Origin of the sequence: Paraburkholderia aromaticivorans, assembly GCF_012689525.1 — a bacterium.
In the GTDB taxonomy this organism is placed as follows: domain Bacteria; phylum Pseudomonadota; class Gammaproteobacteria; order Burkholderiales; family Burkholderiaceae; genus Paraburkholderia; species Paraburkholderia aromaticivorans_A.
Genome location: NZ_CP051516.1, coordinates 1,360,092 through 1,375,133 on the forward strand (window position 1 = coordinate 1,360,092; position 15,042 = coordinate 1,375,133).

The window sequence follows — 15,042 nt, forward strand, 5'->3', positions numbered from 1 at the left end:
CGGAGTGCCTCGTCGATCAGTTCGTGCGTGTGGCGAGACGCAAGCCGTCGCCGCGCTTGGACGACGACAGGCGCGCGCCCGTCACGAAGAATGCATGCAGGCCATGCGCAAAGCGGCTCAGTTTGGCGACCACCGCCTTGTTGGCGCGCGTCAGTGCGTTGTAGCCGAGCACTGCCGGAATCGCGACGAACAGGCCGAACGCGGTCATGATCAACGCTTCACCAACCGGGCCGGCGACCTGATCGATCGACGACTGGCCGCTTGCGCCGATGGCCAGCAGCGCATGATAGATGCCCCACACCGTGCCAAACAGGCCGACGAACGGCGCCGTGCTGCCGATCGACGCGAGAATCGCGAGACCGCTCTGCATGCGCGCGACGCTTTCGTCCATCGTGTCCTTCAGGCAGCGCGTGACCCAGTCCGACACATCCATGCGGTCATGCAGATGCGGCTGCGTCTGATGATGGTGATCGGCCGCTTCCTGGCCCGACAGCGCCAGCGCGAGGAACGGATTGTCCTGCGGCGTCGACGAGCCGGCGCCGAGCTTCTTCACGCCGTCGGCGAGATCGTCGGAATGCCAGAACGCCTGCTCGGCATTCTTCGTGAGGCGGTTCAGGCGCATCACATTCCAGCCTTTGATGACAATCACGCTCCACGACATGACCGACATGATCAACAGCGCGAGCGCGATGCCGCGCGTCACGAAATCCCCTTGCGTCCAGACGTGCGCCAGTCCGTAGTTCTGCATTGCAATTCCTTTTTTTTTAAAAGCTGCCTCAATCGTTCAGATTGAAGACGTAAGGCTGGCTGGTCGGGACCCGTACCGGCTGCCCGTTCTCAAGATAAGGTTTGCAGGCGCTCGCGCGCACTGCGTCGAGCGCGGCCTCGTCGAGGCGGCTGAAACCGCTGCTCTTTTTCAGAGCGACGTTTTCGAACTTGCCAGTCACGCCGACCACGAGACTCACGATCACCGTGCCAGTCTCGCCGCGGCGCCTGGACAGCGCCGGGTAGTCAGGTTTGGCGATATTGCACGTGAGGTGCGAAATGTCTTTTGGCGCGCTGATCTCCATCGTCTGACGGCCGATCGCCGGAGCAGCAGGCGTCGGCGGCGCAACGGGTGCGGCCGGCGCGGGCGGCGTCGGATCGGGTGCGGCAACGGGCGTCGGCGACGGTGCGGCCGCCACCGGTAGAGGTGTAGGCGTCGGCTTGGGGGTCGGAGTCGGCTTCGGCTGGACCTTCGGCTTGGTACGAACCGGCGGCGTCGGCGTGGGTGGCGGCGGCGCGATCGATTGAATCGCGACCGGCGCGGCGACCGGCGCCGGCGGCAGCAACTGCGCGGTCATGACGCGCGATTCGAGGGCCGGTTGCACGGGCTCATGACGCAAGGTCATCACCACGGCAAGCAGCGCGACGTGAATCGCTGCAACCACGGCGGTTGCGGTCAGGACGCGCGAGTTCGGTCGGGTAGACAAAGCCGGCATGACGCTGGCTGAAGCGGTATGCGAAGCCGGCATGTTAGCGTGGTGGCGCGCTGTCGATGCAGCGCGTCAGACAGGACATCGTCATGTTCGAAAAATCAGCAGCGAAATGAACAAAGTAGTCACGAAACCAATCAGCAATTCCATCTCGAACTCCTGTGACGGGTGAGCGGGTAGCTGGCTGGTACGAATACTGGCTTGCTGACGGCAGTGGGATAACGCTTGAACAGCGAGAAAGGCATTGGGCGCCGGGCGCCCCGGGACGCGGGGCGAGCCGCGCCGTGAAAGCTGGCTTAGGCCGCCTTGCGTTCGTAAAACGTCAGCGGTACGGCCTGAGGGTGATGCTCGAAACCACAGCGGCTCGCGCAGACGCCGCTTTTCATCATGACGTCGCGCACGGAATCCGCGCACTTGCCACAGCAGGACGCGACGCCGAGTTCGAACTGAAGCTCGTCGAACGAATCCATGCCGTCCTCGATCGAAGCACGGATCTTTCGGTCAGAAACAGACTTGCAGACACAGACAATCATGGTGGGCGTCATAGCTAACGTTAATGCGAATTATTATCATTTTGTTTGGGCCGTTTGGCAAGCGTCCTGCGTGATTTTTTGTAACAAAACCAGACTCTTAGAAGGGTTTCGTCTATGCGGCGGAATCTTGTGCCCGCGGCCGGCGGCGCGGGGAATGGCATAAAAAGGCCGCCAAAGACCACGTAATGGGCCAAAAACGGCGCTTGGGCGGCAGTTTAAGCGGCTTGGGAGTTCGGCGCTGCTGTGCGGCGCGAGGGGATCGACACCTGTTCGACAATCGCGTCGATATGAAGCAGGGTCGTTGCCAGTTGTTGCTGATGGGTGCCGTCGCCAGTGGAATAAAAGCGGGGCAGAACAGTGGCTGTGTTTTCCGGCACAGCGCGCAAGCCGTGCTGATCGAGCACGCGTTCCAGTTGCCGCGCAATGGCGACGCTCGTATCGATCAGCATCAGCCGGTCGCCGACGATGTCGCGGATCGCCGCGTCGAGAAACGGGTAGTGCGTGCAGCCGAGCACCAGCGTATCCGCGCCCGCGTCGAGCATGGGCTGCAGGTAGCCGCGCAGCAGCGCACGTAACTCGGCGGAGCCGACGTCGCAGCGTTCCACGGCCTGCACGAGCCCGTGGCCCGGCTGGCAGAGAAAGCGGCAATCCGTGGCGTAGCGTTCGAGCAGCGCCTGAAAGCGGGCGCTGCGCAGCGTCACTTGCGTGGCGAGCACGCCGGCGACACGGGTTTTCGACTGCAGCGCGGCGGGTTTGACGCCGGGTTCGACGCCGACCAAAGGAATGGGCAGCTTTTCGCGAACCAGCGCGATCGACTGCGCGGTGGCCGTATTGCAGGCGACCACCAGCGCCTTCGCGCCTTGCTCGACGAGCCATTCGCCAATCGCGAGCGTGCGGTCGGTGATGAAGTCGTCGTCGCGCTCGCCGTAGGGGGCGTAGAGCGAATCGGCGACATACAGGATCGCTTCGTCAGGCAGTTGTGCCCGGACCGCCCGCAACACCGACAATCCGCCGAGCCCCGAATCGAAAATGCCGACCGACGCGCGCGATCCGGCGCCAGACGTGACCAATCTTGTATTCGCGGACGGTGATTCTGCGGGCATAGACGAAGAGGACGCGTGCGGCACAGCGCTCAAGGGATACTCGGAAGAACGGGAAGGTGCGCAAGTATATCGCCCGCGCGGCGTGGGTCATCGCAAATAAGCTGAGCCATGAACGGCGCGCGGGCGGGTGCAGCGTGGGTCGATCAGGACTCGACCGAGCCCATTGCGGTTTGCTGGTAGTTCTGGATGCCGACCTTGCCGATCAGGTCGATTTGCGTTTCGAGCCAGTCGATATGTTCTTCGGTGTCGTCGAGAATCTTCGTGAAGATTTCACGCGAGATGAAATCGCGCACCGATTCGCAATACGCGATCGCTTCTTTACAGGTGCTCTGCGAAATCTGTTCGAGCTTCAAATCGCATTCGAGGATTTCTTTCGTTTCCTCACCGATCAGCAGTTTGTGCAGGTCTTGCAGATTCGGCAGACCGTCAAGCATGAAAATACGTTCGATGAGCCAGTCGGCGTGCTTCATCTCGCCGATCGACTCGTCGTATTCGTGCTTGCCGAGTTTCTCGAGACCCCAGTGCTTATACATCCGCGCATGCAGGAAGTACTGATTGATGGCGGTCAGTTCGTTTTTCAACTGCGAGTTGAGATATTCGATGACCTTCTTGTCGCCTTGCATGGTGTGTCCTTGTAGGGGCTTTGAATTTCCCAGAACAATAAACGGCGAAACGCAAAAAGCCAAGGCAAAAAAACAGATTTTCGCTTGATTTCAGAGGGTTTTTCGCGTGATGCGTACCGTTCTCATTTCATCATAAAAAAAGCCGGAGTTTTAGGCCCCGGCTTTAAATCATTCAGCGGACGTCAATACCGATCAAACCGTCGCGACCGGAATCTTGCCGATCTTTGCTTGCCATTCCTTCGGGCCGGTCTGGTGAACGGAAGTGCCGTTCGAATCGACGGCCACCGTCACCGGCATGTCCTGCACGTCGAACTCGTAGATCGCTTCCATGCCGAGGTCTTCGAACGCGAGAACCTTCGCGCTGCGAATCGCCTTCGACACGAGGTACGCCGCGCCACCCACGGCCATCAGATACGCGGCCTTGTGCTTCTTGATCGCTTCGATGGCGACCGGGCCGCGCTCTGCCTTGCCGATCATCGAGATCAGGCCGGTCTGCGACAGCATCGTCTCGGTGAACTTGTCCATGCGCGTTGCCGTGGTCGGGCCCGCGGGACCAACGGCTTCATCGCGCACCGGATCGACCGGGCCGACGTAGTAAATCACGCGGTTCGTGAAGTCGACCGGCAACTTCTCGCCCTTGGCCAGCATATCGGCGATGCGCTTGTGAGCCGCGTCGCGGCCCGTCAGCATCTTGCCCGACAGCAGCAGCGTCTGGCCCGGCGTCCACGCAGCGACTTCTTCCGGCGTGAGCGTGTTCAGATCGACGCGCTTGCTCTTCTCGGTGTCCGGCTCCCACTGCACCTTCGGCCATGCGTCGAGGGACGGCGCTTCGAGCTTGGCAACGCCGGAGCCGTCCAGCGTGAAGTGCGCGTGACGCGTGGCCGCGCAGTTCGGGATGATCGCGACCGGCTTGGACGCGGCGTGCGTCGGCGCGGCCATGATCTTCACGTCGAGCACGGTGGCGAGGCCGCCGAGACCCTGCGCGCCGATGCCGAGCGCGTTGACCTTCTCATGCAGTTCAACACGTAACTCTTCGATCCAGTCCTGCGGGCCGCGTGCGATCACGTCCTGAATGTCGATCGGATCCATCAGCGATTCCTTCGCCATCACCATCGCTTTCTCAGCGGTGCCGCCGATGCCGATGCCGAGCATGCCCGGCGGGCACCAGCCCGCGCCCATGGTCGGCACGGTCTTCAGAATCCAGTCGACGATCGAATCCGACGGATTCAGCATCGCGAACTTCGATTTGTTTTCCGAGCCGCCGCCCTTGGCCGCGACCTGCACGTCGACCGTATTGCCCGGCACGATCTCGTAGTGGATCACGGCCGGCGTGTTGTCTTTCGTGTTCTTGCGGCCACCTTCCGGCGGGCTCACGATCGACGCGCGCAGCACGTTGTCCGGGTTCAGGTAACCGCGGCGCACGCCTTCGTTGATCATGTCGGTGACGCCCATCGTCGCACCGTCCCAACGCACGTCCATGCCGACCTTCACGAACACCGTGACGATGCCGGTGTCCTGGCAGATCGGGCGCTTGCCTTCGGCGCACATGCGGCTGTTGGTGAGAATCTGTGCGATGGCATCTTTCGCGGCGGGGCTCTGTTCGAGCTCGTAGGCGCGGCCGAGTGCCTGGATGTAGTCGAGCGGATGGTAGTAGCTGATGTACTGAAGCGAATCAGCAATGCTCTGAATCAGATCTTCCTGTTTGATGACGGTCATGGCTAGCTCAGTGGGGACAGTGGCGCTTGTTTTCCGACACGCGGGGCAGTGCGGGTCAGTCGTGCGCCTTCAGGGGAGTGGAACCTTTGACGGAGCCCACGGCGTGCAGCACCGCGGGCTCTTCGAAATGCTTCGGATACGTATGCGTGGTGAGGCGGTCGACCAGCGCCATCACGAGCGCCGAGACGAGGAATGCGACGTGGATGATCACCTGCCACATGACCGTATGCGTCGAGTTCTGATCCGGGCTGATAAAGGTCTTCAGCAGATGGATCGATGAGATGCTGATTAGCGCCATCGACAATTTGACTTTGAGCACGCCGGCGTTCACGTGGTCGAGCCATTCCGGTTCGTCCGGATGACCCTCGACGCCGAGGCGCGACACGAACGTCTCATACCCGCCGATGATCACCATGATCAGCAGGTTCGAGATCATGACCACGTCGATCAGGCCGAGCACGACCAGCATGATGTTGGTTTCGTCGAGCGTCATGGACGCCGTGACGAGATGCCAGACTTCCTTGAGGAACAGCACGACGTAGACGGCTTGAGCGACAATCAGGCCCAGATAGAGCGGCAACTGCAGCCAGCGGCTCATGAAAATGATGGCAGGGATCGGGCGCATCGGGCGGCGCTGATGGGCGGAGTCGGATCGCGGAGCGGACATGGGCAAGAGTCAGATGAAACGCAGGTGACGGAACATGGACTAAATGCGCGGACTAAATGCGCCGGCCCGGCATGCACGGCACTCGGTACACACGCGGCGGATCGGGCACGCAAACCAGGCGCGGACGGCGCGGTGCAAGGCCAGGGAAGACCGGAAAAGCCCGCGTCAGGCGCGCCATTGTACAGCGTCAGGTGAACTTGCTGCGTTGCGGCGGGCAGGGTGGCGAGTGGGCCGGGGGCGCGTCGCGGTTGTCAGATTCAAGCGGGTATCGCGTCGCCAGCTCGCCAATTGGAGCAGGGATGGAGCGCGCGCGGAGCCGCTAGTCGGTCGCCCAACGCGGCGCGCGGGGATTGCGTGACCGCGAGCAAGGGGCGGTGACTTCCCACGGTTGACTGCGCCAATGACAGCCAACCGTTGCGGACAGTCCGCAGCGGCTGGCTGCTTGCTCGGTCAAGCGGCGCTAACCGGTCCTGGCTGAACGGACGGCGACGGTGCGGCACCGGCGCCGTCCTTGCCGCGACGGATCAGATACGCACGTACCGGAATGGGAACGAATGGGCGACCGCCGTATAAACATCGATCCCCCTCCGCGGCTCGTGCGACGCCACGATCCGTCGTGCCGATTGCTCAAGCGTGTGACGGACCCGGAGCGTTCGGATCGCCGGCCGTCGGCGCCGGAGGCGAGTCTGGATGCTGCGGAATCGGCGGCTGCAGCGGCGGATTGGTGGTCGGCTGAAGCGGCGTGTAGACCGGTTGCATTCCCGCGGGATAGACGAGTTCCTGATCGCCCGTGTGGAGGTTCTTCGCGTAGACCGGTTGCGTGAAAGGCACCTGCACGAGGCGCATGCCAATGCGAGGCGTTCCACCGGCGTCGTTCGGCGTAGCGGTGGCGATTTCCTCGACTCTGAATATGGTGTTCGGCCTGAAAAGCCATTCGCTTTCCCCATCCGCCAGCGTGGTGACGCCCGTGATGAATGGCGTCGCCGATTGTGCCTGGATCTCGTAGAGCGCGACTGGATGATCGGGCCCATGCCCTGCCATCTGGTCTCTCAAAGCGGAATTCGCATATTCACTTCCCGTCGACGCGGACATGAAAGCCGGCGAATTGGTCACGTAATCGCCCGGCTTAAACCTGGTCGCATAGTCCGGGGCGACGTCGGCGATGCGCAGCAGGCGACTCTGTCCTTCGGGTTTCGGCAGGGTGTTGAGGCCTTCCGCCAACAGGCGGGCATTCTCGCCAGTTTCAGCTTCATGGACACGGCTGTACAACTGCTGGTTCAGCTCGTAATTGATGCCTTGATAGCTGGTGTCGGTCGAATAGCCGTCGCTGTCGCTGTCGCCGCCGACGTCGAGGTGGGTCCAGTCCCGGATGGCCCGTCGCTGCTCCGAGGGCAACGCGTTGAAAGCGTCCCGGTATCGCTGGATGAACGCGGGGTTATCGATCCCCCCGCCGGCGGCGGAATGCCATGTGTTTGGGTCCAGCGTTTCCAGCATGGCGGGCGAAGGGTTGCCACCCGGCGGTGTGGAAACGTGGAATGTATCTGAGAACGGCGGATCTTCCAAAGCGATTGGAGGCGGCGGGCTTTGGCTTCCGGAAGACGGCGAGCTACCGTTATCCATGCCACCTTGCAGGCCGACATTCTGATGGATTTCCCACTTCCCGGTCGCGGGGTTGATACGAACAGGATAGCTGGGGCGGGTCGGGTTAGTGCGATCGTAGATGCGGTAGGTGCCGTTGGATTTGTCGTACTGGACGGGAAAGCCGCGGCCGTCGGCGAGGATGAACTTCTGACCGTTGGCCGGATCGACATACACGCCTGGGGTACTGGAAGGACCGTACAATTGCGGCACCGTTTCAAGTTCATAGGCCGTGGGCATCCCGCCAGGCGTGAAGCGGTTCGATGCGGTGACGCCGCCTCTTGCCGGTTGACCCTGGGATGCGTTTCCGGTTGGTTCCGTCTGCGGCGTGGACACGGACGGATCACGGATTTGCGTCGCGTCGGCTACTGGATGTTCGCCCCCGCCAGGAACCGGCGGTTTCAGGCTGCCTTCGCCCTCCGGTTCGCGTCTGCCTATCAACAACCTGAAGAGCATCGCTCCCATGTCCGTGTACCTTACCTGCTCATCGGTCAGGCCGCCGTGATCCGGGAACTCGGCATCGAGCAGTTGGTTGGCGAACCAGTCCAGCCCGGGGATCGGCGACAGGTCGGCGAGAAACCGGCCGACTCCGTACAGTATCTTGTCCGCGAGTCCGGGGATAGGTTCCCTGAGCATCGTGCGGTTCTGCAGGTCGAAGTCCTTCAATACCCCCTGGTAGCCGCTCGCGAGGTTTTGCAGGTAGTTTTTGTCGTAGCTGGGCGGATGGGCCGCCAGCTCGCTGAGTGTCCTGGCTGGACTAGCAGCGGTTAGATCGGGGCCGGGATGGGCCATCGTCGATAGCGCCTGCTGTTCAAGTTTCATGACGCGTTTGTGAATGTCCGAGCCCAGCTCGGACATGCCCTGCTGGAAGGTGAGCAGATCGCGCACGCGACCCTCGGGCGACAGGGTTCGCGGCGTCGATCTGCCGCGCTCCTGTTGCGAGTAGCCATCGGGCGAGAGCAGCTTTTCCATCACCGACTGGTACGGAAACGTTTTCGCGTAGGCCGGCTTGCGCGTTTCCGTGTCCCATTGCGGGTCGTCGGAGTTGTGGTGCAACTGGATCGTGTCAGCGCTGTACTTTTCCGCGTCCTCGAGAATCTGGTTGACGCGCGCGGCGGATTCGGACCAGAGCTTATGCTGGGTCGCATAGACGTCCTGCGACTTCTGCAGGATCTGATTCTGCATTCCGGACTTGATGTTGCTCGCTTTGGCGAACGCCAGTTCGCGCTGCGCGGGTGTGGCGCCGACCGCGTTCATCCTGGCGTACTCGCTGCGCAAAGCGGCCATCTGATTCTGGCCGTCATCGCCCAGAATCGAAATGCCGGCCGGCGCGTTGAATACCGCGTTCATACGAAGCACCGGGTTGGCTTCGATACGCTGGAACTCCGCATTCACATCGCTCTGTAGCGAGTACAGCAGCTCGCCATACTGGCTGTCCGGCGCCGTGCGTAGCGCGTTGGCGCGCTGCGCGAACTGCTCGCGTTTGTCCTCGCTCATTTGCGCCAGTGAGCCCGCAAATTGGATCTCATCAAGATTCATCTCGGTCTGGGCCGGCGGCAGGCCGGTCATCGTCAACTTTGCCGTCTCCAGCGTGACTATTGTGTTGGTCCGGTCAGCGACCTCGTTGCGCGAGTGCGCGCCACCATCGTATCGGCTGACCATAGCCAAGGCGAACTGCGTCGCTGACATTGGGGCTGTGGGCGCAGCAGGTGGCGATTCGCTGGAGGACTGGCCTGCGGCGCGCGCTTGCCGGATCGGCTCGCCAGGCGCTAGCGGCGGGCCGCCCTGCGAGTCGACGGCACATGCCGCAGAGGATTCACCCGGATCGGATTCAGGTGTTGATGTAACAGGTACAGCGCCGTGGATTGAGCTGATTGACATGGTCTTATCCTGAAGAATGATGGTCATGAGGGTGTGCGAGGACAATCCGCTCACCGTCATGACCATGAAACCATCGGCTCGCGTGAGTCACGTGGTACCGGGATATAGAAATTGACTCGCATTCGGATGGCACTGACTATTTCGATGCGCTACATCGATACCCCATCGCACTGAACCCGCAGAACCTTGTCGTCATCGGCTGTCGTGAAGGTCGCCGGGATTTCAGTCGAGCGGCATCGTGTCGTTAGACAGGGCGCCGCCTCGGCGCTCGCAGATTGCTATGGAAAACGACGACCCATCCCAGGAGTAACCCTAGGTCTTTCGACCCAAATCGCGATACCAGGCTCCTGTCGTAGGCAGGTAGCCATGACATCGCCGGATTGCATCGGTTAACATTGAAGATGGGAAGCGGCAGGGCAAAGCGCATCTTGGCCGCCGTACCGCTTCGCGTAAGTAGCAGGTAAGTTGCGGCCTTTATTGTGTTAGAAAGTCGGCGAGCGTTCGCGTGCATGTTGCAGTGGAGTCAGGTTGACGACTATCGGAAACACCCGCCGCAACTTTCGGGCGCCAACCAACATGGCGCGCGATAGGCGCGCCGGCACAGGTTTTACGTTTCATCTTCACCAAGGGGTTGTCGATGTCTGCGATTGAATCGGTTCTTCACGAACGCCGTGTTTTTCCTCCCTCCGCTGAAGCAGCGGCAGGTGCCGCGATCTCCGGCATGGACGCGTACCGGGCGCTGGCCGCCGAGGCGGAACGCGATTACGAAGGTTTCTGGGGGCGCCTCGCTCGCGAGACGCTGAACTGGAACACGCCCTTCACCAAAGTGCTCGACGAATCGAACGCGCCGTTCTACACGTGGTTCGAAGACGGCCAGATCAACGCGTCGTATAACAGCATCGACCGTCACGTCGAGGCCGGCAACGGCGAGCGCGTCGCGATCATTTTCGAAGCCGACGACGGCGTCGTCACCAACGTCACGTATCAAGATCTGCTGCAACGTGTCTCGCGTTTCGCGAACGCGCTGAAGAAGCGCGGCGTGAAGAAGGGCGACCGCGTGGTGATCTATATGCCGATGTCGATCGAAGGCATCGTCGCGATGCAGGCTTGCGCGCGGATCGGCGCGACGCACTCGGTGGTGTTCGGCGGCTTCTCGTCGAAGTCGCTCAACGAACGGCTGGTGGACGTGGGCGCGGTCGCGCTCGTCACGTCCGACGAGCAGATGCGCGGCGGCAAAGCCTTGCCGCTGAAAAACATCGCCGACGAAGCGCTGGCAATGGGCGGTTGCGAAGCAGTCACGAGCGTGATCGTCTATCAGCGCACCGGCGGCAAGGTCGCGTGGAACGAAGAGCGCGACTTGTGGATGCACGAGCTCTCGCAGGCCGAATCGGATCAGTGCGCGCCCGAATGGGTCGGCGCCGAGCATCCGTTGTTCATCCTGTACACGTCGGGTTCGACGGGTAAGCCGAAGGGCGTGCAGCACAGCACCGGCGGTTATCTGCTGTGGGCCGCGCAAACCCTGAAGTGGACCTTCGACTGGAAGCCCTCGGATGTGTTCTGGTGTACCGCCGACATCGGCTGGATCACCGGCCATAGCTACATCACGTATGGTCCGCTGACGCTCGGCGGCACGCAAGTCGTGTTCGAAGGCGTGCCGACCTATCCGAACGCCGGCCGCTTCTGGGACATGATCGCCAAGCACAAGGTCTCGCTGTTCTATACGGCGCCGACCGCGATCCGCTCGCTGATCAAGGTCGCCGAAGCCGACGAGAAGGTGCATCCGAAGAGGTACGACCTGTCCTCGCTGCGCATCATCGGCACGGTCGGCGAGCCGATCAACCCGGAAGCGTGGATCTGGTATTACGAGAACGTCGGCGGCAGCCGTTGCCCGATCGTCGATACGTGGTGGCAAACCGAAACCGGCGGCCACATGATCACGCCGCTGCCGGGTGCGACGCCTTTGGTGCCGGGTTCATGCACGCTGCCGCTGCCGGGCATCATGGCGGCGGTCGTCGACGAAACCGGCCAGGACGTGCCGAACGGGCAGGGCGGCATTCTGGTGGTGAAGCGTCCGTGGCCGTCGATGCTGCGCAACGTGTGGGGCGATCCGGACCGCTACAAGAAGAGCTACTTCCCCGAGGAACTTGGCGGCAGGTTGTACCTTGCCGGCGACGGTGCGGTGCGCGACAAGGACACCGGCTACTTCACGATCATGGGCCGCATCGACGACGTGCTCAACGTGTCGGGTCACCGGCTCGGCACGATGGAGATCGAGTCGGCGCTGGTGTCGAACCCGCTCGTCGCGGAAGCCGCTGTGGTGGGGCGCCCCGATGCGACCACGGGCGAAGCCGTGTGCGCGTTCGTCGTGTTGAAGCGCGCGCGTCCGGAAGGCGAGGAAGCGGTGAAGCTCGCCAACGAACTGCGCAACTGGGTCGGCAAGGAGATCGGTCCGATCGCCAAGCCGAAGGACATCCGCTTCGGCGAGAACCTGCCGAAGACGCGTTCGGGCAAGATCATGCGCCGCCTGTTGCGCTCGCTCGCGAAGGGCGAGGAAATCACCCAGGACGTGTCCACGCTGGAGAACCCGGCGATTCTCGATCAACTTGGCGAGTCGCTTTGAGTCTGGGTTTGTCGGTGTGGACGGCAAGGGCGTGTCGAACGACACGCTCCTGCTCCGACGCAGATCGCCGTCACTGAAGTCACGTTGTTGAAGCCACTGGGCGGACAATCCCGATTGCTTGCCCGGCGGCTTTTTGATACATAGGCGCATGGCCGCGCCGCACCACTCCTCTCACGCTACGCTCAATCCCTTGCCCGAACCGCCCGCGGTCTCGGCTGCGATGGCGCGCGCGCATCAAAAGTATTGGCGCTTCAACCTCGCGTTGATCGCGACGTTGATGACCTTGGGCTTCATCGTGTCGTTCGCCTTGCCGCTGATGGCGCCCGCCCTGGCACAGGTGCGGGTCGGCGGCTTCAGGTTGCCGTTCTACTTTGGCGCACAGGGCGCGATCCTGATCTATCTGGCGCTCATCGTCGTGTATATCGTGCTGATGCAGCGTGCCGACCGCCGGCTGCAACGCGCCTTCGAAGCGGACGCCAGCGCCGACGCCGACGCCGACGCCGACGCCGACGCGTCCGTCGCGCGCGGAAATTGAGCCGATGAAGCTCACGAACCGGCTGATCCGCTCTTACGCCCTTTACACACTCGGCTTTCTGCTCTTCATCTATGTGATGTGGCGCATCGAGCGCACCACCGGTCCTGGCGTGTGGATCGGCTATGTGTTCCTGTTCGTGCCGATCGCCGTGTATGCGGTGATCGGCCTGCTATCGCGCACTTCCGATCTGGTCGAATACTACGTGGCGGGGCGGCGCGTGCCGTCCGCGTTCAACGGCATGGCGACGGCGGCCGACTGGCTTTCGGCGGCCTCGTTCATCGGCCTCGCCGGGTCGATCTATGCGACCGGATATGACGGTCTCGCGTATCTGATGGGTTGGACCGGCGGCTATTGCCTCGTCGCGTTCCTGCTCGCGCCGTATGTGCGCAAGCTCGCGCGCTACACGATTCCGGATTTTCTCGGCACGCGTTTTTCGAGCAATGCCGTGCGCGGCCTCGCGGCGCTGGCGGCGATCCTGTGTTCATTCGTTTATCTGGTCGCGCAGATCCAGGGCGTCGGCCTGATTGCGACGCGGTTTATCGGCGTGGACTTCGCCGTCGGCATCTTCTGCGGACTCGCGGGCATTCTGGTGTGTTCGTTTCTCGGCGGCATGCGTGCCGTGACGTGGACGCAGGTCGCGCAGTACATCATCCTGATCGCGGCGATTCTGATTCCCGTGTCGATGATCGCGCACAAGGACGGCCTCGGCTGGGTGCCGCAATTCAACTACGGCCGCTTGATGGAGCGCGTTGAAGGTCTTGAGAAGCAGGTACGCGACGCGCCGCTCGAGCAGACCGTGCGCGACGACTATCGACGGCGTGCCGCGTTGATGCAGACGCGGCTCGACACGTTGCCGCAATCGTTCGTCGACGAGAAGCTGCGTCTCACGCAGGAAGTCGCCGATCTACGCCGCCATAACGGCCCGCTGCGCGAGATCAAGGAGCGCGAGCGGGCGCTCGAACAGTTTCCACGCGATGCCGCCGCCGCGCAGATCGTCTGGACCCAGCGACGCGATGAAATGCTGATGCGCGCAGCCGCACCGGTGCCGATGCATGAGCCGTTCCCCGCCGTGAGTGATGAAGACCGGCGCATCCACGAACGCAATTTTCTTTCGCTGCTGCTGTGCCTGTCGCTCGGCACGGCGAGCCTGCCGCATATTCTGACGCGCTATAACACGACCACCTCGGTGGCCTCGGCGCGACGCTCCGTCGGATGGACGCTCTTCTTCGTCGCGCTGTTCTATCTGACGGTGCCGGTGCTGGCGGTGCTGATCAAGTACGAGATATTGACCAACCTCGTCGGCCATCACTTCTCCGACTTGCCGCAGTGGCTCATGCAATGGCGCAAGGTCGAGCCGAGCCTGATCAGTCTCGCCGATACGAACGGCGACGGCATCGTGCGTTGGAGCGAGATCCAGATGCAGCCCGACATGGTCGTGCTAGCCGCGCCGGAGATCGCGGGGCTGCCGTATGTGATGTCGGGGCTGATTGCGGCGGGCGCGCTGGCCGCGGCGCTCTCCACCGCGGACGGTTTGCTGCTCACCATCGCCAATGCCTTGTCGCACGATGTGTACTACCACATGGTCGATCCGAACGCGTCGAGTCAGCGGCGCGTGACGATCTCGAAGATTCTGTTGTTGGGAGTGGCGCTGTTTGCGTCGTATGTGGCGTCGCTGAATACGGGGAACATTCTGTTTCTGGTGGGCGCGGCGTTTTCGCTGGCGGCGTCGAGCCTGTTTCCGGTGCTGGTGCTGGGCGTGTTCTGGAAGCGCACGACACGGCTCGGTGCGGTGGCGGGCATGGTGGCGGGGCTGGTGGTGTGCATCTATTACATCGTCTCCACGTACCCGTTCTTCACGCAGATGACGGGTTTCGCCGGCGCGCGGTGGTTCGGGATCGAGCCGATCAGCTCCGGCGTATTCGGCGTGCCGGCCGGGTTTCTGGTGGCGATCGGCGTGAGCCTGATCGACCGGAAACCGGACGCTTATACGCGGGCGCTGGTGGACTATATCCGGCATCCTTAGGCCGGTTCGCGCATGGGTCTGGCGCGGCGCGCGAAGTTTGCTATAATTCGGCTCCCCGCCGGAGAGATGGATGAGCGGTTTAAGTCGCACGCCTGGAAAGCGTGTATAGGTTAATAACCTATCCGGGGTTCGAATCCCCGTCTCTCCGCCAGGAACGAATGATAAGCCGTTGAATCCGCAAGGATTCAACGGCTTTTTGTTTTCTTGCCAGATTTTCGCGGAGACCGC

At 62.3% G+C, this 15,042-nt stretch carries 11 protein-coding genes and 1 tRNA gene; 4 read left to right on the plus strand and 8 right to left on the minus strand.

Going from position 1 to position 15,042, the window contains the following annotated elements:
- Nucleotides 1-16: 16 nt before the first annotated feature.
- From HF916_RS34060 to HF916_RS34095, 8 genes are all read right to left on the minus strand, one after another.
- Complete coding sequence (locus tag HF916_RS34060) at nucleotides 17-748, minus strand: MotA/TolQ/ExbB proton channel family protein (RefSeq protein ID WP_168793210.1); 732 nt, start codon at nucleotides 746-748, stop codon at nucleotides 17-19.
- 28 nt (nucleotides 749-776) lie between these two features.
- On the minus strand, nucleotides 777-1,514 hold the full coding sequence (locus tag HF916_RS34065; protein ID WP_168793211.1) for an energy transducer TonB: 738 nt from the start codon (nucleotides 1,512-1,514) through the stop codon (nucleotides 777-779).
- 257 nt (nucleotides 1,515-1,771) lie between these two features.
- Nucleotides 1,772-2,008, minus strand: a complete 237-nt coding sequence (locus tag HF916_RS34070) for a (2Fe-2S)-binding protein (RefSeq protein WP_168793212.1) — start codon at nucleotides 2,006-2,008, stop codon at nucleotides 1,772-1,774.
- 215 nt (nucleotides 2,009-2,223) lie between these two features.
- Complete coding sequence (murI, locus tag HF916_RS34075; protein WP_168793213.1) at nucleotides 2,224-3,111, minus strand: glutamate racemase; 888 nt, start codon at nucleotides 3,109-3,111, stop codon at nucleotides 2,224-2,226.
- Between the two features lie 143 nt (nucleotides 3,112-3,254).
- Nucleotides 3,255-3,734, minus strand: a complete 480-nt coding sequence (bfr, locus tag HF916_RS34080; protein WP_168793214.1) for a bacterioferritin — start codon at nucleotides 3,732-3,734, stop codon at nucleotides 3,255-3,257.
- A gap of 192 nt (nucleotides 3,735-3,926) precedes the next feature.
- Nucleotides 3,927-5,450, minus strand: a complete 1,524-nt coding sequence (locus HF916_RS34085) for a fumarate hydratase (RefSeq protein WP_168793215.1) — start codon at nucleotides 5,448-5,450, stop codon at nucleotides 3,927-3,929.
- Nucleotides 5,451-5,505: 55 nt separating this feature from the next.
- Nucleotides 5,506-6,117, minus strand: a complete 612-nt coding sequence (locus HF916_RS34090; RefSeq protein ID WP_168793216.1) for a TIGR00645 family protein — start codon at nucleotides 6,115-6,117, stop codon at nucleotides 5,506-5,508.
- 627 nt (nucleotides 6,118-6,744) lie between these two features.
- Nucleotides 6,745-9,663 (minus strand): hypothetical protein, encoded by a 2,919-nt coding sequence (locus HF916_RS34095; protein WP_168793217.1) that lies wholly within the window; start codon nucleotides 9,661-9,663, stop codon nucleotides 6,745-6,747.
- Between the two features lie 610 nt (nucleotides 9,664-10,273).
- On the opposite strand from HF916_RS34095, the gene acs reads away from it, so the two are divergent.
- The 4 genes from acs to HF916_RS34115 all read left to right on the plus strand — a co-directional run bounded on the left by acs (nucleotide 10,274) and on the right by HF916_RS34115 (nucleotide 14,965).
- Nucleotides 10,274-12,256: an acetate--CoA ligase gene (gene acs, locus HF916_RS34100; RefSeq protein ID WP_168793218.1), complete on the plus strand. Its 1,983-nt coding sequence runs from the start codon at nucleotides 10,274-10,276 to the stop codon at nucleotides 12,254-12,256.
- Nucleotides 12,257-12,404: 148 nt separating this feature from the next.
- Nucleotides 12,405-12,791: a DUF4212 domain-containing protein gene (locus HF916_RS34105; protein WP_168793219.1), complete on the plus strand. Its 387-nt coding sequence runs from the start codon at nucleotides 12,405-12,407 to the stop codon at nucleotides 12,789-12,791.
- Nucleotides 12,792-12,795: 4 nt separating this feature from the next.
- The gene (locus HF916_RS34110) at nucleotides 12,796-14,814 is read left to right on the plus strand and encodes a sodium:solute symporter family protein (RefSeq protein WP_168793220.1); all 2,019 of its coding nucleotides are present in this window, start codon (nucleotides 12,796-12,798) and stop codon (nucleotides 14,812-14,814) included.
- A 60-nt stretch (nucleotides 14,815-14,874) separates the two neighbouring features.
- A tRNA-Ser gene (locus tag HF916_RS34115) sits at nucleotides 14,875-14,965 on the plus strand.
- The last annotated feature ends 77 nt before the right edge of the window (nucleotides 14,966-15,042 follow it).

Bases quoted from the DNA above. Each gene is read 5' to 3' on its own strand.
- HF916_RS34060 (WP_168793210.1), bottom strand. From the start codon at position 748: ATGCAGAACTACGGACTGGCGCACGTCTGGACGCAAGGGGATTTCGTG.
- HF916_RS34065 (WP_168793211.1), bottom strand. From the start codon at position 1,514: ATGCCGGCTTCGCATACCGCTTCAGCCAGCGTCATGCCGGCTTTGTCT.
- HF916_RS34070 (WP_168793212.1), bottom strand. From the start codon at position 2,008: ATGATTGTCTGTGTCTGCAAGTCTGTTTCTGACCGAAAGATCCGTGCT.
- murI (WP_168793213.1), bottom strand. From the start codon at position 3,111: ATGCCCGCAGAATCACCGTCCGCGAATACAAGATTGGTCACGTCTGGC.
- bfr (WP_168793214.1), bottom strand. From the start codon at position 3,734: ATGCAAGGCGACAAGAAGGTCATCGAATATCTCAACTCGCAGTTGAAA.
- HF916_RS34085 (WP_168793215.1), bottom strand. From the start codon at position 5,450: ATGACCGTCATCAAACAGGAAGATCTGATTCAGAGCATTGCTGATTCG.
- HF916_RS34090 (WP_168793216.1), bottom strand. From the start codon at position 6,117: ATGTCCGCTCCGCGATCCGACTCCGCCCATCAGCGCCGCCCGATGCGC.
- HF916_RS34095 (WP_168793217.1), bottom strand. From the start codon at position 9,663: ATGACCATCATTCTTCAGGATAAGACCATGTCAATCAGCTCAATCCAC.
- acs (WP_168793218.1), top strand. From the start codon at position 10,274: ATGTCTGCGATTGAATCGGTTCTTCACGAACGCCGTGTTTTTCCTCCC.
- HF916_RS34105 (WP_168793219.1), top strand. From the start codon at position 12,405: ATGGCCGCGCCGCACCACTCCTCTCACGCTACGCTCAATCCCTTGCCC.
- HF916_RS34110 (WP_168793220.1), top strand. From the start codon at position 12,796: ATGAAGCTCACGAACCGGCTGATCCGCTCTTACGCCCTTTACACACTC.